Genomic DNA, 19,197 nt, shown 5'->3' with positions numbered 1-19,197 from the left:
GTCTTTTGAGATCTTTTTATTCGTATAAATTTCCGTTAGCCAGCTCTGCCAGCTTCGATTCATCCAGTACGCTTAAGCGTCCACGATTTCGTGTAATGATTCCTTCATCAATAAAACGACGTACGATTCGATTAAGATGCCGATAGCTTGTGCCAAGCAATTCTGCTGTCTCAATAAGACTTGAGGTCCGAATCTCCTCCACTCGCCGGTCACCGTTTTTATCTGCGAACAAAGACATTAAATAACTGGCAAATCGATTCTCCACAGGATACAACAGGTTAAGTGCGGAGGCTTGACCGAGCGTATGCAATTTGTGACTAAGTTCTCCGACGAGAAAACGTAACAACGCTGTATTTTCCTCAAGCTCTCTCAGGAGTAGTCTTCTCCCTGCAAAAAGAATCAAGCTCTCACCCACAGACTCCACTTGATTCTTAACAGGGAACCGGTGAAGGAGCTCTACATCCCCAATCACAGATATCGGATTTGTAAACCGCACCAGCATAGATTTGCCATTTGGCAGCAAGGTCTGAATTTTGAGCTTGCCCTCAACCAATATGAACATCCCATCCAATTGATCGCCAACCAAACACAGCTTTTCTTCATCCGCGTAACGTCTCAACTCCATTTTATGCGTTACCAGCGGGCTAAATATTCCGTCCAGACCGTTCTTCACTGCCAAGGCACGGACAGCCTCACGGTCATTTATCGTCTGCATGTAGTGCCCCCTCTATTGTTTGCTCCAGTGTAATTTAGAATACCCCACAAAAAAAGGACATATGTCCTTTTTAATAAGGTTTTCCTATGACACTTTACATTACAACAGAATCCACACAATAACGAATCATATCTACCTTCTGATCCTGCAGCCAAAATTCAATACTCCGATGGTTGATTTTATCCACGTATCCGATAATCTCAGCCCCTTGCTCCCCTCTTTTATAATAAGAAGTGCCATAAGCCTTGATCACTTCGTCTGCTGAAGCTCCAATATGAATATCTCTTGCCGTACTCATCGTATGATCGGAATAGACGCTGATTAGAATGATCTTATCATCACCACGTGCTGTGGCTATTGTTGTCTCGTGACCCAGATCGTAATACTGATACCGCTCTATATCATTATTTGGCTTAGGTTCCCTAGCGATTGAATCAAGGCTTTGAAGCAGCTGAATGCCGCCCAGACTTTCCTGTTCAAGATGGGTGCTGGAAACACGCGAGTAATGATTTTGTTTGGGCGCATTGTATAAATAGATATGATAGATCCCGTAACTTAAACCTACCGTAATAAAAATGATGATAAATGACCAGCCTCTTTTAAATGGCTTCTTCCTCACTGACCTCACACCTTCTTCTTACCTTTACTGTGCAAAATATTCAGCCAGCTCACGCTGCGCCAGATATTGCGGGAAATTAAACGACTGCCATGCCTGCTCACGCTTATTGAGTTCTCTCCATTCATTCTTTAAAAAATCATCCAGCATCCCATCTTCCTGTTCACTAAACTTTATCAGAGAAGGGATGACCTCCGGAGATAAACGGACCAAATAATTGGCGTCCAATTTACCACTCGCTGCATAGCGATCCATATTTTTATTAGCGATAATAACATCCATCCCGATATAGTTCATGACGACGTAGGAGATCAAGCCCAGCACAATATAACATTTCGCCAATGGCACACGCTGAACAGCTATCCGTAAGGCTGCAACCACCAACAATAAGCCCATAAATATCATAAATGCATGCACTAAAAACCGAGTCGTGGTATAGCCATACACCTCTTCATAGAGAGTCAGACGGGTATAGGCGGAATATAGCATAACTGTCGAGCAACCAACCAGAATGTAGAGCAGGACATTAATGAATTTTTGCAGCCCCCCACTTCTTTTTACTTCCGATACCAAAGCCAGCAGCAAAATCACGAAATTAATCGCAGCCACCATAATCAGCTCAAAAAATCCACTACGTGCGTAATCAGCATATGAGCTGCCCTCTGGTAAAATCCCTTCCCATGCTCCAAACAAGTAAGAAAACTGTACGAAAACAAACAATACATATACCGTGTTAATGGCTATAAGAATCGTCGTCATAATTATCGGATCCATTTTAAAGCTTACAGGCGCCAGCACTGGACCATATTCCTTAGGCTGCATATTCCAGTCATAGATTTTCGAATCCACATACCCCCACACTAAGCCGAACAAGCCCATGCCCAGCAGGATAATCCACAGCACCCGCACAAAACCTTCCCCAAATGAAATCTGATCCAGCACATTCGGCAGCGCCAGCAGTACATGATGAAACACTCCGTCCGCTGAGGACAGCAGAGTCACCACAACCAGCAATATTGGAAAAGAGATCGCAAGTCCTATCAGCACTTTCCCCATAACCTGCTTACGCTCGTCCTTCATTTTACTGCCGCCAGACCTTTTAATGATCGTAAACACAGTGCTCCAATGGCGGAAATTCTGTGGAAGCACATGCTCCAGCGTGTTCCCCACTAATCCAAGCCGGCTCCAAGCCGGCCGTTTATCACTAAGCAAATAAGTCATATGTAATAAAATCAACACCGGGATCACCAGCAGGTTCAGCCCAAAGAAGAAAAAATTATGAAAGAATAAATAGGTTAATGAAAGTAGAAAAATCGCTCCAAACCAGAAGTAACTGAATTTGTTAAGCTTGCGGATTTTAGCCTTGGCATAATAAAGCATGAACGCATAGAACAGACATACAAAGATTGGATACGATAGGCCCGCCAGCTTCCCATAAAATAAATACTGATGAACTATTGCCAGTAAGAACGCGGCAAGCAAAGCAGCAAGCGATCGATTAAGCCTAAGTCCCGTTCCCGTTTCCATTTCCTCGGTCATGGTAATTACCCCCATTTTCTTACTTTCTCATCCTTATTTTACGTGATAAAATAAGAAAAAAAAGAGAAAGAATTTATTTATAATTTCCTATTTTCCGAAAGGAACCAAAACAATGAAGCTGCATAGCCAATTTTTAAAGCTGCAATCTCATTTTGGGGGAGCCACAGAAATCTCAGTGACGATGGATGAGTTGGCATTGATTTTCGGCTGTACACACCGCAATGCCATGCATATTGTGAATAAAATGATGTTGCAGGAATGGATCAAATGGACGCCTAAGCGTGGGCGGGGAAGCCGCTCTTTGCTGCAATTTCTTGTTCCCTCCGAAGAAATTGCCCTTCAATCCATGATGCAGGCGATTAGCCGCAAAGATGTCCACAACGCTATAGAAGGCATCAAAACCCATGCCAGCTCCACCTCACTGCAGGATACACTGCAGGGTTGGCTGCTGACCTATTTTGGGCATCATTCTGAAATTCGTAGTGACAAACAAATTGATACTCTCCGGCTGCCTATTACCCAGCAGCTCCATACCTTCGATCCGCTCTATATGAATTTGCTGGCAGAGTCATTTGTTTCCAGCCATGTTTTCGACGGGTTAGTGAAACGAAGCGGTGAACGGGACAAAATTGTTCCCTGTCTGGCTCACGCCTGGGAAGTCGATGAGAGCCGGACGCTCTGGACTTTTTTTCTGCGCAAAGAGGTGTTATTCCATCATGGAAAAGTGCTGACAGCCAAGGATGTAGTCTATTCCCTGGGACGGTTGATGCAAACCTCTAAACGGACACTCTATAGCTATATTTTCAAAGAAATCCAGCGGGTCACCGCATTAAATCCATCTACCGTTCAAATTACGCTTAAGCAGCCTAATGAACTATTTCTGCCATTTTTGTGTACGAGCAGAGCCGCAATTGTACCGCGTGATTTAGAAGGAATGGATGAGCAGAGCTTTGGCCGTAGACCCGTGGGGACTGGCCCCTTTAAGGTTGTGGATATGACCGAGGACACTTGTGTGCTGGAGGTTTTTCCTTATTATTTTCAAGGACGGGCTCATTTAGATCGGGTTGAAATCCTTTATGTCCCGTGGGATACCGAAACGTCATCCTCTGATACGGGTTCTGCTTTTCACGTGATTCAGAATCCCTCATCCGCCAGTTCTTCGACCTGGAGCCGAATTCATTCGGAGTCTTCCATTCGGAAATTCGTCACCTGCAATACGCAAAAAAAGGGACCGCTAAGCGATCCCCTGCTTCGGGCAAAAATAGTCTCCTGTTTAAAAGACGATTCAGCGTCCATCGAGCAAGAAGCGATAATAGATCAAGAAATCACGTTGCAAATCTCTACGATTCCACAATATGCTGGCGATGCTGATTTTATTGCCACTAGACTAGAGCAACAAGGTTATAAATGCAATGTCATTTCCGTGTCTCCAGAGGAATTTAAAGGTCCGATTCGGCTGGAATCAGACCTGATTGTTTTCTCATTATTCCGTGACGAGGATGAACAACTTCGTTTATTTGATCTATACCTCACGCTCTCCCAGCATATTGAACCGCATACCCGGGCGGATATAGAAGGCTGGCTGTATACCATCGCGCGCGAACCTAATCCGGTGGCCCGAGCGGAAAGTTTCAGTATCATCGAGAACCGTCTGATTAAAGAGCACCACCTACATATTTTGTATGAAAAGCCGACTCAGACAGCTTATCTCCCCTCTGTCCGCGGGGTTAGCTTCAATAGCCAGGGTTGGGTCGATCTTCGTCATGTCTGGTTTCCGCCACTGCTCTCTAGCAGCAGCACGAGTTGATCTGCTTGAATTAAAAAATGCGGAAATCCAGAGCTTGCCCCGGATTTCCGCATACGCGATAAAGCTAATTATTAAGCTGCTGTTTTAGTCGTAGCTGTAACTGTAGAAGTCCCTGCATCCCACTTCACATCCATATTCAATCCCTCGGAAATAAATCTTACCGGAACCAGTGTCCGATTTCCGATAATTTGCGGAGGAACGTCGAGTGTGAGTGCTTTGCCATTGATGTAAGCAGTCTTGCTGCCAATGGCCATTACGATCGTTGTATTGTCTTTTACTGCGGTGATTTTCTTAGTCGTTTGATCCATGGTTACTGTAGCACCCAGAGCATTAAAGATTGCATTCACTGGCACCAGCACCCGGCCATCCTTATTCACAGGAAGCTGATCTGCAAAGCTGACCGCTGTTCCGTTTAAAAGTACGGATATTCCCTTAGTGCCCGTCGTGTTCGGATTCGTTGTTGATGGTGTTGTAGTTACAGAGGGAAGAGGTGTGACGTTAAGTCCTAGCTGGCCTTGCAGATTAGCGAGTCTGTTCAGCGCAAAGGTCATAATCGAACCTGCAGCCATTGTGCCCATACCTTGTCCCCCGCCTCCAGCGTTACCTGTTGGAGGTGTAGGATTACCATCAGTCGCAGTCGCTGTATTATCAGGACGTGCTGGCGGTGTCGTTCCATCCGGTGGTGTCATACCCTCCATCCCTTCAGGAGGAGTCATGCCTTCCATCCCAGCTGGCGGAGTCATTCCTCCACTACCACCCATTTCACCTGTTGCTGAGTAAGTAACATTACTTTCAAATTGTTCCATGGTATAAAATTTGGTTGGGTCTGCTTGAACGTAAGGTTTGATTAAGGTAGCCAATTCAGTAATTCTGCTCTGAATTCCTTCCAAATAATCAACCAGCTCAGATACATATTTCAGGTATTTAGTCTTATATTCAGGCACTTCCAACAGATTAGCAATCATTGGGACCTGATCTAAACTTATCCCAAGCGTTGGATTATCAATTGATGCAGTTACTGCGCTGGTATTGGCTGCAAGGGTTGTTGCCGATGTAGAAGTTGTGCCCGCAGCAGCTGTTGTATCTGTTGTCCCTGTTCTGCCGCCTCCGCCACCAGAATACCCGTTAAAGGACATGTTCATATCCCATGGAAGTACACTAAATTTACCGGATGCATCCCCGTACAACATATAATTATGACCTTTATCCCCGTTATAGCTGTCATAGTTACCCAATACAGCATTAGCGGCAATATACTTCAGTGCCGAATCCACATCTAGCACACTTTCAATAGAACCCTTCTCACCGGCAGGCATCTCATTCAGCACCTTGATGAAGTTCTTTAACGAAGCTTTATCATCTTCCTTACCTGTATCATAAGTTATTGTTTCGTAGTCACTGCCTTCTTTGTACTGCAGATAACTTTTTTCTTCTGTATCATACAGAACACCATCGTCATAATTTTCTCCATAGGTACGTTCTAGATAGCTATCATCTATCGCTTCCACACCTACATAAAAACCATATAATTCTCCGTTGATATACAGGTTGGTGAACACAGTCAAAGGTGCATCCACACCTACAGAACGAAGCGCTTCGTAATGTAAATATTCACGAATATACGAAGGGTCTGAGTAATTGTTGTTCAGTACCATTTTATCAAGACCAAGTAACGTTTGCTTCTTATCATATTTATCAAATTTCAGCCGGAAGCTGTATCTGTCCGAGTCTGTCATACTGGCTACCGATTTTAACGTCAGATTCCCTTTAGTAGAAAATCCAACATTTTCAACAACATTCCCGTCAACTTCAACCTTAACTTTTTTGTATTCTTTTTCGAGGGGACTTGCTAATATACTTTTCCAATCCGCATCATCAATCGTTACTTTAACATCAATGATTCTGTCACCCGCGAACAGGGATTCATACGCTTTCGTTACACCTGCATCCGCCGCACTAACTACGGGCGTGTTTCCAGCAACACCAAACGCCGTTGAGACGATAGCAAGACTTAGTGTAGCTGCCATGAACTTTCTCAGCAAATTTTTCTTCTTCACCATGTGTAATCCTCCTTGAAGTACAGATTTATGTTTTCGCAGTTCAAGGAGATTGTAAAATATGAATCTGAGTATACGCTGAATAGCTTGTCTACACTTTGCCAGGTAGGCTGTTTATCAGCCCTTTGCCAATCAGATTAGCTGAAACCGGCGGTTTTCCGATCTCTCTAGCCCAGACCGATAATTGCCCGACATGATGAATCTCATGAGCAATCACATGGCGCATTACCTCACCCCAGGCATCGGTCACGATCCTGCCATCCGGAAGATGATCCTCAAAAATCCTCTGCTCCAGCCCCTCATGCCAAGCCGTTACAAAAGGTTCCACCTCTGTGTGGAATTTTGCATCCAATTCTCGTACTTGCTGCAAAGTCTTGTACCGCTCAAAATCCTCTTGGAAATCCGGCTTTCCTTGCAATACTTGAATCCAGCTCCACTCCACATCAACAATGTGAAAAAGCGTCTTAAGAATACTGCCTACACCACCTATACGTGTTGCGAGCAACTCCTCCTCAGAAATATCTCCACACCACTCATACCATTGTTCACGGACCATCCAGTTATATTGAAAAAATGTTTGCAGGTTAAAAACCTCCTAGAAAGTTGTGTGCTTTTTAATGGGAGCTTAAATGTTTTCGGTATCCCTCCACCTTTTCATCTCTATAACCTAACGATTCATAGAACACATGCGCTTCCTTCCGCTGCTCACCGGAGACTAAAATGATATAATAGCAGTCTCTTTCCCGGGCCGCTTGTTCAATGGCGTTCATAAGTTTTTTGCCAACGCCTTGACGGCGTGCCCGCGCTGAAACCACCACATTCTCAATCACCATAAACGGTTTGCAGTCCCCCACTAAATCCTGACACACGATCCCCATCAAAGACCCTAGTAACTCTCCTTCTACAAAAGCACCCAACAGGATGTAGCGGTTATCCGCCTTGACACCTTTAAATACTTTTTCAAGCTTATTAAGGTCAGACGGTTTATTCATCAGCTCTTGATATAAATTCCCCAGTTCAGGAAGAGATTCCATTTCTATTTCTTTAATAACAACCATGATTGTTCATCCTGCTTTCTTTTAAATTAACAGCCCTGCTCATACACATACAGTCCACCATTCCGTGGATGAGATATTCGCTTTCCATTATAACCTCTTTGGACCAGCTGCTGCGCCAACACCTTCATAAAGAGTAATGCCCATAATTCCAAACTTCCTTCAACTCGAATTCGTCTTTCTGTCCATCCCACTCTACTACCACTTTGATGATAGAATCCTCTCGCTCAAACGCACCAATCCCAGAATGTACGGACTTCAACTCACTTTTGACTCCCTCAATATTATTGCTGACTTCTTCTGTAGCCTGTTGAATATATTCCGCCGACCAAAAGTTCCTCCTATACCATTTGTAAATATCTCAGCACGATCTCAACGCGCTCTCCAACCGATAAATCTTCCTCTATTCGTAAAATAGGACATTCCAGTGCGGACATCCATTCCTCATGCAGCACTTTGCTCCTGACTTCAACTCCAGCAACATCATATAATGCCGCCCACTCCATAAAGGTCAGATATGCTTCGTATTTACTTCCTCCAGGCAAAATATGATCACCATATCTCTCGTACTCTCTGGCTCTTAATCTATCTAAACGAATTTCCGGTGGAAGTCCTAGAAAAATAACCAAATCGAATAATGGTCGAAGGCCATCTCCCCAGCCACATACCGCACCGCTTAAAATCCAAGGCTCCTTATGGGTCAAATCGCTTGTAAGTTTCGCTAATCGCGCATTGACCTCACGCTGCTTAGTGAATTTATGCTCCCAAAAATAGTCGTCACTGTCTAACTGTACATGTGGCAACACTTTAGCTAATTCGTAACCTAATGTACTCGTTCCTACGCCTGAGGCTCCCATAATATGAATTCTTCTCATACATTCCCCCACCTTTAAGTGGATTTACAGTTGCAATTCGGGCAATTTTCCTCCAAATATAAAAACAAATAGACTGCTCTCTAATGAAGCAAAGCAGTCCATTTATCGTGTAGATCTTATTCCGTTATAGCTGCTACGTCTTTAGGAATCCGGCGTGCTGCATCCGTGGATATAGCTGCTTGGATTACTGCCAGGCGCACCTGTTCAACTACTTTTTCGTTAAAAATACTTGGGATGATATATTGCTCATTGAGTTCATCCGGATGAACGACCGATGCAATGGCTTTTGCCGCAGCCAGCTTCATTTCCAGATTCACAGTTCTAGCCCGGCAATCAAGTGCGCCACGGAAAATACCCGGAAAACATAACACATTGTTGATCTGGTTCGGATAATCACTTCTGCCTGTCGCTAGAACGCGAACAAAAGGTTCTGCCAAATCCGGTTCAATCTCCGGTGTAGGATTAGCCATCGCAAAAACGATGTTATCACTGGCCATGCTTTTGAGATGATCCACGGTTAGAATTCCCCCACGGGACACCCCAATAAAGACATCTGCCCCTCGTATAACCTCCGTTATTCCCCCCTCAATTCCCTCAGGATTGGTTGCGGCAGCAAGCTTCTGCCATTCCGGATTATCATACTGGAGATCTTTTCTGAGAACGCCTTCACGATCAACCGCATAAATATAACGCGCGCCCGCTGCCAGCAGCAGATTACATATGGACACCCCAGCCGCCCCAATACCCACAACAACAATCCGTGCATTTTCAATAGATTTATTTACAACTTTAAGCGCATTCAAAAGTCCTGCAAAAGCCACCACGGATGTTCCATGCTGATCATCATGAAATACCGGAATGTCCAGCTCTTCCGCAAGCCGGCGTTCGATTTCAAAGCAGCGTGGCGAACTTATATCCTCTAAGTTTATCCCTCCAAAGCCAGGAGAAACTGCTTTTACGATATTGATAATTTCATCCGGATCTTTGGTATTTAAGCATAGCGGAAAAGCATCAATGTTCGCCAATTGCTTAAACAGCATCGCCTTACCTTCCATGACAGGCATCGCTGCTTCCGGGCCGATATCCCCTAGTCCAAGCACAGCAGTGCCGTCCGAAACGACTGCAACTGTATTTCTTTTCATCGTCAGAGAATAAGCTTTTCTGGGATCTTCGGCAATCGCCGTACATACCCGGGCTACCCCCGGCGTATACACTAAGGATAAATCCTCCCGATTTTTAATCGGCATTTTAGGTGTGATTTCGATTTTTCCGCCAAGATGAGCCAGAAATGTCCGATCCGACACGTTGATTATTTTAATTCCCGGCATCTTCGATAATATTGAGATAATATCTCCATTAGCTGCGTCTTGCACATTCACTGTTATATCTCGGGTAGTGACATCCTTCCCTGCACGTATCACGTCAATAGCAACAATATCTCCGCCAGCTGCGGCAATTCCTGAAGCAACATCGCCAAAAGATGCAACCGATTTCCGAATTTCGAGCCTGATAATCATTGTAGTCGCAATCGACATGAATTAGCCTCTCTTTCTTCAATCCTATTATTTAAAAAATACTATACTTTCCCATTTAAACATATCTTCCGCCTATTAACTAGATCAACGAAAAATTTTTCTTCTTACAGTATTCCCATCCGCACCCGACCCAAATACATCAGGTATGACAGCTACGGGCACAGAGCCATTTTTCCCATAAAAATAAAATTCATCATAATCTTAAGTGTATGTAAGCATAAACAAACCGTAAGCTCTTCTACTCTTCATTACCTTTTCTGCATGCTGTAGAGCATCCTGCCGATTCCTTTTCTCCACTAACCCTTTCTAGTTGTTCTCCTTCACTAAGGTCTGTACTGCTCTTCTAGCAAAACAACCTTACCTTCTACAAATGTCAGATGGAATAATCTATCCATTAGCTCTTCGCTAATAAAACTCGTATAGTCCACTTGCTGATGTCTCGCCCCGTTTAGTTCAGCTATAGTTACATCAGTCTCCAGCTTAACCCGCTTAATTTCTTCGCTTGCGTTTCGGATATAGAATCCATTAGGCAATGATTCGGGTTCTAGTACACCATCTTCTTTAGCTGCAATTTCTGCCGCCTCTCCACCGAACCATTCCACCTCATCCAGATCCAGATAAACCGTATTCCCTTCTGTGATAACGCCCTTTATAAAAGCTAATTTTTTCTCCACTTGCGGTAACTTATAAATAATTTTTTTCAGTTCCTCCACACTCTCACCCTGCACTCCGCTCTCAGAGTTAGATTGGATTGAAATCTCACCTATAGTTTGAACTAGCTCCTTGGTAGTTGGGTTAGTCTCTTTTGGTGGCTTGTTATAAAAAGAATATCCATTAAAACCAAGTGAGACTAATGTGATACCCACTAAGACTGTAACCCTTAAATTTTTCCATTTCATAAGCTTCACCCTCTATCACGTGATTTAACGGAACCTTAATAAACAATTGCGCTATATCATAGACAATCACTAGTTGACCGGGCAGAATAAATATTATATACATGTCTTACCTATAACGTAGTTGAAGGAGCTCACACTTATGACAGAATCATTTCAAGCGTTAGTTGTCGACAAAACAGAATCATCCTTCTCCGTAGCTGTTAAACCGGTTACCCTAGAGGATCTGCCAGCTGGAGAGGTTGTAATTAAGGTTGCTTACTCCAGTGTAAACTATAAAGACGGTTTAGCCAGTATTCCAAACGGTAAAATTCTAAGAACATATCCCTTTATTCCAGGGATAGATTTATCCGGTATTGTGGTATCTTCCACAGACGAGCGGTTTCATAAAGGGCAGCAAGTCATTGCAACAGGATATGGTGTTGGCGTATCACACTTTGGTGGCTTTAGCGAATACGCTCGTATTCCCGCAGGTTGGATCACTCCCCTTCCCGAAGGCCTGACGCTTAAAGAAGCTATGATCTACGGTACTGCAGGACTGACAGCCGCCTTATCCATACTGGCCCTGGAAGATCATGACGTTTCCCCGGACAAAGGCAAAGTACTTGTAACAGGCGCTACCGGCGGTGTAGGTGGATCTGCTATTGCCATGCTTGGCGCAAAAGGGTATAGCGTAGTGGCAAGCACAGGTAACGCCGAAGCTGCCGATTACCTTAGAGGTATAGGAGCCGAAGACGTGATTTCACGTGAAGAGGTCATTGGCGGCGCCAGCAAACCCTTGGACAAACAATTATGGCAAGGCGCAGTAGATTCGGTGGGTGGTGACACCCTTGCCGCAGTTTTGAGTAAAATCACCTACAGAGGTTCTGTAGCTGCAAGTGGCTTAACCGGAGGCACTTCAGTTCCAACTACAGTACTTCCGTTTATTCTTCGGGGTGTTAACCTTCTCGGCATAGATTCCGTTGAATGTCCTGCAGACCTTCGCCAGAAGGCTTGGAAACGGATGGCGAGCGATCTGAAGCCAAGTCAGCTGGAGAACCTCGTGGATCGTGAAGTCACGTTAACCGAGCTACCGCAAGCATTGGAAGATATTCTACAAGGAAACCTTAGAGGAAGAGTACTTGTCCGTTTATCCTAGGTTTAACAACGAAACCTCCCGGAATCTAGAGTTCCGGGAGGTTTTTTTAGTTTACTCTTGGTTATTCGGATATTGGTAATGCGGCTGCTGCTGTACATAGGGTTGTTGGCGATAATGCTGATCATAACCCTGCGTATAGTACCCTTGCATCGGGTATGGCTGATAATTAAAGGCTTGTGTAGCTGGAGGCATTTGTGAAGATATCGGGATGGGTTGCGCCTGCATATGAGCGTATGGATTCATATTTGGCTGCATATTAGGATGCATATTTGGTTTAACATTGGCTTGCATATTTGGAGCCATATTAGGGGCCATATTAGGAGCCATATTGCTGCTGCCCATTACTTTATCTTCTTCGCAGCAGTCAGCAGGAGGGCCGATGAAGGTTCCAGGCTTGATTGGAGCTAAAGCTTCTTTTACCTTAGCTTCATTTAAGCAGTAAGTATGGGCTAATACATTTGCCGGGGTTTTGCTAAGAATATCCGAACCTAAGATAACCTCAGGAATAGGTGCGTCAAAAATCGCGAGCAGATGTGTATTATCGACAGTAGCTATCTCATAATGCCACCAGCCTTGCGGCACATTTGCCACTTGACCCGGACAAATCGGAAAATGCAGAAGTTCATTTGTGAACGGATTGATTAAAGACACTACCGCTGAACCGCAGATACAATATACAAGCTCTGCAGCATTTTGATGATAATGAGGTTCAACCACATTTGATTTGCTAAGAAAAATATCCAGCAGTGATATGTTCTCGAGCGTATTCAATTGTTTAACCGACAGCAAGTTAATGAAGTTGTTGGCATCTTTTTTAAAAAGTGTATTAGTGTTCACATCAAAAGTAAACTCTGTATTGGGGGACGTATAGTCCATGTATGAAGTCACTTTTTTTCCTACCTTTCTGTTGCTATAAATTTTTGCTTTCCCTAAACACAAGATATGCGTTTGCCTATGCCTAGGTGCGGAGATTCACTACTCCTGATAAAAATTCATCTTTCTTTTCTAAACGGGGCATCCTCTAAGTATTACACTCTCACCCCACATAGGAGGCACAGTATGAAATCGATTCGCACAAAAATAGTGTTAGCTTTATGTATCACTGTCTTTACAATTATGGGTTTCCAGCCTATGAATCTTAGCTCCACAGTTGAGGCCGCCAATAACAAAACAGCAGCGAAACAAGCGTCTCTTACATTCGTTCTAGTTCATGGGTCTTGGGCTACTGCTGGTTTTTGGGATCAAACGGCCGCCGCACTTCGCAGCTTAGGGCACACCGTCTATACTCCGGAATATGCCGGACATGGCGGGGACAAAAACAATAATGTAACACATGCGCAAATCACACAGTCTGTTGTCGACTATATCAAGCAAAAAGACTTAAAGGATATCATTCTGCTCGGACATAGCTTTGGTGGTTCGGTGATCCAAACCGTCTCTCAGCAGGTACCGGATCGAATCAAACGTCTGGTATTCTTCGACGCCTTCGTACCACTGGATGGGCAAAGTGTGGCGGACCAATTTCCAGCTGATTCGCTGAAGTACTTTGAACAGCTGAGAGATACTTCCGGCAATAACACCATAACGCTCCCTTTCCCTCTTTTCCGGGATACATTCGTCAACACCGCCAGTCTTGCGGAAGCGCAAGCTTTTTATAAACAAGCTCCTCCTGAGCCAGCAAGTCCACTTTTCGAAAAGCTTGATCTCAAGAAATTTTACAGTCTCCAGATCCCTAAAAGTTACCTTTATCTAACGGAGGACACCGCGATACCGCAAGGTCCATACGGATTCCACCCTACACAATCCAGTCATTTAGGCGTCTTCCGCTTCATCGAGGGCAAAGGAGATCACATGACCACCGTTCGAACCGAACCCAAAATGCTGGCGGAATTAATGGTGAAGGCGGGAAGAGATTAGTCGCTTAACAGCTGGATAATCTAGGTAGCTGTTGTGGCTTGGCTGGGGTTTTTGGCGCTGAGCTGGTGATTGAGCTGAGCTGTGTGATGTGAGTTGGGCTATGCGATGCGAGTTGGGCTGATGACGCTGGGCCGGGCTATGCGATGTGAGCTGAGCTGGCGGCTCGAGCTGCGCTTTGTGAGCAAGCTAGACTACTGACGCTGAGCTGGGCTATGTCATTCTGAGATAGCCTTGCCACTTTGAGCTGGCATTGTCACTCTGAGCTGAACATTGCGACTTTAAATACACTAGAGTTTGGCGGTGATCGGACCGAGGAGCTCTTATTTTCATAATTTCGGCGATTTAGCCTTGCTATCGGACTCAGATGCAGCTATTCACCCAAATGTACTCCTATAATGCGTGATTTCACGGGAATAAGAGCCATACAGTCCGAAACTCTCGCCAGGACGACCATAATGCCAAAATAACTGCAATACGGTCCGTAACGATCTGTGAAGCGAGGTTTCTTAAATAATCACCAACGTAAGCTGATGATTTGTGACGCTGAGTTGGCATTGCCACCCTGGGCTGACATTGTCACTGATCATTTGTAGAAAAACAGACCACGTGGACTAAACGATGTGCTTTCGAATCAAAAAAAGAGCAAGCGTATGGGCCCCCCTACTACGCTTGCTCTTTTTCCTATCCATAACCAACCTACTTCCTAGGCAATCCGCCACGCGGCAGCTCGGGGTCCGATGTCACTCCGGTAATCACCCAGCTATTCTTCTCTTGCACAAGTGAGATTGTCAAAAGTATAGAAGGTGCTGGTCCACTTGAAGTCGCAGTATCCAGACGCATTTCTATGACCTCTGAGTTCTTGTTAATTATCGTTTCTTTAGTGACCTCGTAGTTCGTGATCCAAGGACTTGAGACACCCGTCACCCAGTTTAGTTCAACAAACCGCGGATACATAATCTTTTTGAAATCTTTAGAGAAGATCGAATATTGAATCGAGGCATTCCGATGCTGTAATCCGAACCCGTATAGCTCTGATGCTTGAATTGCAGAAGGTAATATAATGCGCCTAGACTCCGGAGCTGGCTTGGGCATAGCCGATAGCAGTTCTCCATTAACGTGAGTCATAGTAACGGGAGCTGATGCACCCATAGCCATACCCGGCAGAAGCAACAATCCCGCAATTAGGGCAGTCGCCATTTTCATTTTGCTAATTAGAATCACCTCATTCGTAGCCTGTTCACTACATGTGAATTGAATCTAATTATTCCCCCACTTCACTCATAAATATGTACACGGTTTCCAAATCCACCAATAATGTATACCTCAATGAATTAAACTGGTAATATAAAATACAATGATACTACACAACCAGCAATTTCATTAAATTTTTATAGGAGTGTTCCCATGAAAAAAATCTTAAACATTTGTCTAGCAGCAGGTCTGCTACTCACTCTATCCGTCGCTACCTTGAATACAGCAAGCGCAGAATCCAAGGTCAAAACCTACAAAAACTGCACGGAGCTAAACAAAGATTACAAAGGTGGAGTTGCCATTTCCAGCTCAACCAAGAACAAAGGCGGCAAAACGAAATACAAACCCTACGTATCGAAAGAACTCTATAATGCCAATAAAAAAAGCGACCGTGACAAAGACGGAATCGCTTGTGAGAAATAGGCTTAGCCTTGCTCCACTATTTGCTTGAGCCTTAGATCCGGCGTGAAAAAGAGTCGGTAGCTCAGTACACTGAGCAGCATACTCGTTATGGCAGCAGAGGCAGTGAACGAGAACACAATTAATATCTGATAACGAACAGCTACTACAGGATCAGCGCCCGCGATGATCATTCCGGTCATCATTCCAGGGAGTTGAACAAGCCCAACCGTCTTCATACCGTCGATGGTAGGAATCATGCTGAATTTTACAGATCTTTTTCTAACTTCCTGGATCGCCTGTGGGATCGTTGCGCCAAGAGACAACAACGTTTCAATCTCCCCTTTGCTCTGCTGAATTTCATGCTTGATATGGTTAATGAACAACCCTGAAACCACCATAGCACTGCCAATGGTCATGCCGCTAATCGGAATGATATATTGTGGCGTAGCCTCAATGATATGTAAGCTGAGCAGAATGCCCATCATGAGCAGTTCCATAGTAGCAATCGCCAGTCCAATTCTCCAGACTAATCCGCGCAAGCCTTTGCCTCTTTTGGCTGCATTCCATGCGGCTACACTGATCATAAAGAGTATTATCACAATTACATAAATGACCTGATCCGATTTAAAAATAAATTGCAGCACATACCCCACCGCAAGCAATTGAATGGCCGACCGCACTGTGCCTACAATGATATCTTTTTCCAGTCCGAGCTTTTGCCACACGGAGACCAACATTGTCCCTAATACAAACAGAAGCGTGAAACTTAGTGCTGTATAACTCATAACAACGACGCTCCTTCCGAAGGCCAAACGAACCTTTTAGCCAATTCTTCCGCAGATTCAGCAAAAAAAGACTCGCTCACATGCTGTTCCAACCTGCCTTTTCCCATAAACCATGTAGTTGTGCTTATTCTGCTCGCCTGCCTAAGATCATGAGTGACCCAAATCATCGAAGTGCCTTCTTCCTTATGCCAATCCTCTAGTAGCTTCTCAACCATTTGAGTGCTGTTAACATCGAGCGAAGCGGTGATTTCATCGAGCAATAATACCGTAGGTCGGAGCAGCAAGGATCGAATTAAAGAAATCCGCTGCTTTTCACCACCCGAACAATCTGCCGCTTTTTTGCTTAAATCCAAATGCTCCAGCCCCAATTGCCCAATTAGTCGCTGCACTAGTTTAAGATCATAAGGTTTGTCATGCAGTCTGCTGACAGTTCTTAAATTATCCTCCACACTGCCAGACAGCATGACCGCTTGTTGTGCTACAAACCCTATTTTCATCCTCCATAATCTCGCATCCATACTTTTATATGAAGTCCCCTTTACCAACATATCTCCCTCATCCGGAGCATCCAAGAGAGCCAGGATTCTAAGGAGTGTACTTTTCCCTTGGCCAGAGGCACCAATCAATGCGATGCGGTCCGATTCAGCTATGTCTGCGGAGATCTCCGAGAAAAGATATTTCGAAGTTTGCTCGTTACTTTTCCAGTTAAGTTTTGCAAGTCTCTGAATCTCAAAAATACTACTCAATCCCCTACCTCCTAATACCATCCGCTAAAATAGCATACCGTCTAGTATTATAGCATTTCAGCTATAAAAAAGAGAAAGACATCCAGTTTCAGGACGTCTTTCCCTATTCGAACTATTGCATTTTATTGATTAAAACGGGCCACAACAAACACCGCAGGTGAATTCCAATAGATCGTCACTTCATTCGTAGAATAGCTAAGCTCATGATCGACAAAGCACTGCGCAGCTGGTTTTCCTTGTAAATGCTCAACTACATATTCATCATGCAGCCCACGATCTGGCCCCCCTGACACCAATCCCGGCACCGGATCAGCCACATGGTCACCTACAGAAGGGCGATGATGCGGATTCATCACGGCATGATCCCCAAACCCGGTAACATAGCTGATATCCAGAACGTTACGCCCTATCAGATAATGTAGATGATCTAAGGCACAGTCCGCAAAACCGGAGTCTCCACTAAAATATTCAGCCGCCAGCAGCAGCATTGCATTGTTCATTACTAGCATATTGCTGCCCCAGATATAGTCCTCCTCTTTTAAGGAGATCCTATAGCCCTCCTCACGACTCTGTTCCGCTAATCGTTGTGCCTCAGCAACAAGCCCTTCTTTTAACGAGGCATATAAAGCACGGTCTGCTTGCTCCTCACCATTTAACAGATAAGCAATAGTGCCATAGCCCCCCATATCACCCCAGCCTAAACTGTATTTTGGAAAAGCAAGCTGCACTAGCTGCAGAACAGCTTGATGATATTCCTCTTTCCCTGTCGTACGATACAGCTCCGCCGCTGCCCAATACCGCTCGTCCTTATCGACTCCATCCCCGTATTCTCCAGTGCTAATCTCAGGCGGATTCGTAAAACCGGGTACATCTGGATGCTGTACAACCCATTCCCATGCTGCCCCCGCAGCATCCAGACATTTATGCGCAAAAGCAGCATCAAAAGGCTCGTACACTCTTGCAGCCATAGCCATAACACCAGCAAAATCCCCAGTTGCAGTAGCAGATATTGGTGAGAAGTACAGGTCTGCTGTATCGTCCTCAGGCATAACATCCAGACCAGGAAAGCTTAACGTAGTCAATTTATGGTATACACCACCTGTTGCGGAGTCTTGCATTTTAAACAACCAATCGAGCTCCACCCTGCATTCCAGCAGCACATCTGGCGTAGATCCATCACTTTCAGGCAATGGGATAGCGCTTACAAAAGCCGAGGGATATAATTCATAGGCAAGCAGCATATCCGCGATAGCTTTCGCACCGGGACCGCTATATTTTCCATAATCACCTGCATCATGCCAGCCACCCGAACAGTCTAGTTGAAGATCCGGTTGCCCATATACAATCCCTTTTGCAGTATGGCACGCCTTGTGCTTCCAATCTCCAGCATATTCTTCAGTCAACTCAACGCCACAGCGATAATAATAGAAAGCTTTCAGCAAGCCCTGTTGAAGCTCATGATAAGGCTGATCTGAGATTGTAAAGGATGCCGAAGCTACACCCTCGCTCTGCTCAATCCGATATCTTCCCTCAGTATTGACTTCCGAGAAATCACCTGTGTGCAAAGTTACTCCACTGGCTTTATCAAATCTTCCAGCATCTGAACTACCTTTGAACACAATAGTCCCACTATCAACATCAACTACCTGAAAATCATGCTCAGTACCTGTAAATACTGCGATCTTTTGTCCATCCAGCGGATATCCGATTTGATTCACAGTAATGGTGCGAAGTGTACGCTCGCTCATCTTCATTCTCCTTTTATGTAAAAATGATGAAGCTAAAGTAACCATTCTCTTCTAGTTGAGAATACTCTATTCTAGTTATCTATGGCAATGATGTATACAAGAAAAAAACCTAGAG

Annotated in this window: 18 protein-coding genes and 1 pseudogene; 4 read left to right on the top strand and 15 right to left on the bottom strand. The window is 44.6% G+C overall.

The window, feature by feature from the left end; all coding sequences use genetic code 11:
- Window positions 1-16 precede the first annotated feature (16 nt).
- The 3 genes from MHH46_RS11435 to MHH46_RS11425 all read right to left on the bottom strand — a co-directional run bounded on the left by MHH46_RS11435 (window position 17) and on the right by MHH46_RS11425 (window position 2,870).
- Window positions 17-715, bottom strand: coding sequence for a Crp/Fnr family transcriptional regulator (locus tag MHH46_RS11435; RefSeq protein ID WP_036683474.1), 699 nt, complete (start codon window positions 713-715; stop codon window positions 17-19).
- Window positions 716-809: 94 nt separating this feature from the next.
- The gene (locus MHH46_RS11430) at window positions 810-1,334 is read right to left on the bottom strand and encodes a hypothetical protein (protein ID WP_076130648.1); all 525 of its coding nucleotides are present in this window, start codon (window positions 1,332-1,334) and stop codon (window positions 810-812) included.
- A gap of 24 nt (window positions 1,335-1,358) precedes the next feature.
- On the bottom strand, window positions 1,359-2,870 hold the full coding sequence (locus tag MHH46_RS11425) for a DUF4153 domain-containing protein (RefSeq protein ID WP_076193879.1): 1,512 nt from the start codon (window positions 2,868-2,870) through the stop codon (window positions 1,359-1,361).
- 112 nt (window positions 2,871-2,982) lie between these two features.
- Between MHH46_RS11425 and MHH46_RS11420 the strand changes: the two genes are divergently transcribed.
- Window positions 2,983-4,677 (top strand): ABC transporter substrate-binding protein, encoded by a 1,695-nt coding sequence (locus MHH46_RS11420; protein ID WP_076193877.1) that lies wholly within the window; start codon window positions 2,983-2,985, stop codon window positions 4,675-4,677.
- A gap of 71 nt (window positions 4,678-4,748) precedes the next feature.
- Here MHH46_RS11420 and MHH46_RS11415 read toward each other — a convergent pair whose 3' ends face one another.
- From MHH46_RS11415 to MHH46_RS11385, 7 genes are all read right to left on the bottom strand, one after another.
- Window positions 4,749-6,737 (bottom strand): CotH kinase family protein, encoded by a 1,989-nt coding sequence (locus MHH46_RS11415; RefSeq protein ID WP_076193875.1) that lies wholly within the window; start codon window positions 6,735-6,737, stop codon window positions 4,749-4,751.
- 88 nt (window positions 6,738-6,825) lie between these two features.
- On the bottom strand, window positions 6,826-7,317 hold the full coding sequence (locus MHH46_RS11410) for a DinB family protein (RefSeq protein ID WP_076130644.1): 492 nt from the start codon (window positions 7,315-7,317) through the stop codon (window positions 6,826-6,828).
- 31 nt (window positions 7,318-7,348) lie between these two features.
- Window positions 7,349-7,792, bottom strand: a complete 444-nt coding sequence (locus tag MHH46_RS11405; RefSeq protein ID WP_076193873.1) for a GNAT family N-acetyltransferase — start codon at window positions 7,790-7,792, stop codon at window positions 7,349-7,351.
- A 124-nt stretch (window positions 7,793-7,916) separates the two neighbouring features.
- Window positions 7,917-8,051 (bottom strand): hypothetical protein, encoded by a 135-nt coding sequence (locus MHH46_RS11400; RefSeq protein WP_256715869.1) that lies wholly within the window; start codon window positions 8,049-8,051, stop codon window positions 7,917-7,919.
- Window positions 8,052-8,130: 79 nt separating this feature from the next.
- Window positions 8,131-8,664 (bottom strand): AAA family ATPase, encoded by a 534-nt coding sequence (locus tag MHH46_RS11395; RefSeq protein WP_076193871.1) that lies wholly within the window; start codon window positions 8,662-8,664, stop codon window positions 8,131-8,133.
- A gap of 116 nt (window positions 8,665-8,780) precedes the next feature.
- The gene (locus MHH46_RS11390; protein ID WP_076130640.1) at window positions 8,781-10,199 is read right to left on the bottom strand and encodes an NAD-dependent malic enzyme; all 1,419 of its coding nucleotides are present in this window, start codon (window positions 10,197-10,199) and stop codon (window positions 8,781-8,783) included.
- Window positions 10,200-10,522: 323 nt separating this feature from the next.
- Window positions 10,523-11,098 (bottom strand): hypothetical protein, encoded by a 576-nt coding sequence (locus MHH46_RS11385; RefSeq protein ID WP_076193869.1) that lies wholly within the window; start codon window positions 11,096-11,098, stop codon window positions 10,523-10,525.
- Between the two features lie 139 nt (window positions 11,099-11,237).
- Here MHH46_RS11385 and MHH46_RS11380 point away from each other — a divergent pair, with 139 nt between their 5' ends.
- Window positions 11,238-12,233 (top strand): acryloyl-CoA reductase, encoded by a 996-nt coding sequence (locus MHH46_RS11380; RefSeq protein WP_076193867.1) that lies wholly within the window; start codon window positions 11,238-11,240, stop codon window positions 12,231-12,233.
- A 300-nt stretch (window positions 12,234-12,533) separates the two neighbouring features.
- On the opposite strand, the pseudogene MHH46_RS11375 reads toward MHH46_RS11380, so the two are convergent.
- Window positions 12,534-13,121, bottom strand: a pseudogene (locus MHH46_RS11375) (cupin domain-containing protein); the annotation flags it as partial.
- Window positions 13,122-13,292: 171 nt separating this feature from the next.
- On the opposite strand from MHH46_RS11375, the gene MHH46_RS11370 reads away from it, so the two are divergent.
- Entirely contained in the window at window positions 13,293-14,150 is an 858-nt protein-coding gene (locus MHH46_RS11370; RefSeq protein ID WP_081387925.1) for an alpha/beta hydrolase, read from the top strand.
- Window positions 14,151-14,846: 696 nt separating this feature from the next.
- Here the strand turns inward: MHH46_RS11370 and MHH46_RS11365 are convergent.
- Window positions 14,847-15,353 (bottom strand): hypothetical protein, encoded by a 507-nt coding sequence (locus MHH46_RS11365; protein WP_036689814.1) that lies wholly within the window; start codon window positions 15,351-15,353, stop codon window positions 14,847-14,849.
- 201 nt (window positions 15,354-15,554) lie between these two features.
- On the opposite strand from MHH46_RS11365, the gene MHH46_RS11360 reads away from it, so the two are divergent.
- On the top strand, window positions 15,555-15,824 hold the full coding sequence (locus MHH46_RS11360) for an excalibur calcium-binding domain-containing protein (RefSeq protein ID WP_076187014.1): 270 nt from the start codon (window positions 15,555-15,557) through the stop codon (window positions 15,822-15,824).
- Between the two features lie 2 nt (window positions 15,825-15,826).
- Here the strand turns inward: MHH46_RS11360 and MHH46_RS11355 are convergent, their stop codons facing one another.
- The 3 genes from MHH46_RS11355 to MHH46_RS11345 form a co-directional block, all read right to left on the bottom strand.
- Window positions 15,827-16,588, bottom strand: coding sequence for an ABC transporter permease (locus MHH46_RS11355; protein WP_076193865.1), 762 nt, complete (start codon window positions 16,586-16,588; stop codon window positions 15,827-15,829).
- Window positions 16,585-17,334, bottom strand: coding sequence for an ATP-binding cassette domain-containing protein (locus MHH46_RS11350; RefSeq protein WP_076193863.1), 750 nt, complete (start codon window positions 17,332-17,334; stop codon window positions 16,585-16,587). The genes MHH46_RS11355 and MHH46_RS11350 overlap by 4 nt, the downstream gene beginning before the upstream one ends.
- A gap of 122 nt (window positions 17,335-17,456) precedes the next feature.
- Window positions 17,457-19,082 (bottom strand): glycoside hydrolase family 9 protein, encoded by a 1,626-nt coding sequence (locus MHH46_RS11345; RefSeq protein ID WP_076193861.1) that lies wholly within the window; start codon window positions 19,080-19,082, stop codon window positions 17,457-17,459.
- Window positions 19,083-19,197: the final 115 nt, after the last annotated feature.

It is taken from the genome of Paenibacillus sp. FSL H8-0175, from assembly GCF_045040615.1.
Taxonomy (GTDB): domain Bacteria; phylum Bacillota; class Bacilli; order Paenibacillales; family Paenibacillaceae; genus Paenibacillus_AQ; species Paenibacillus_AQ odorifer.
The sequence above is the reverse complement of the archived record's forward strand: the minus strand, read 5'-3'. Positions and strand labels throughout refer to the sequence as shown.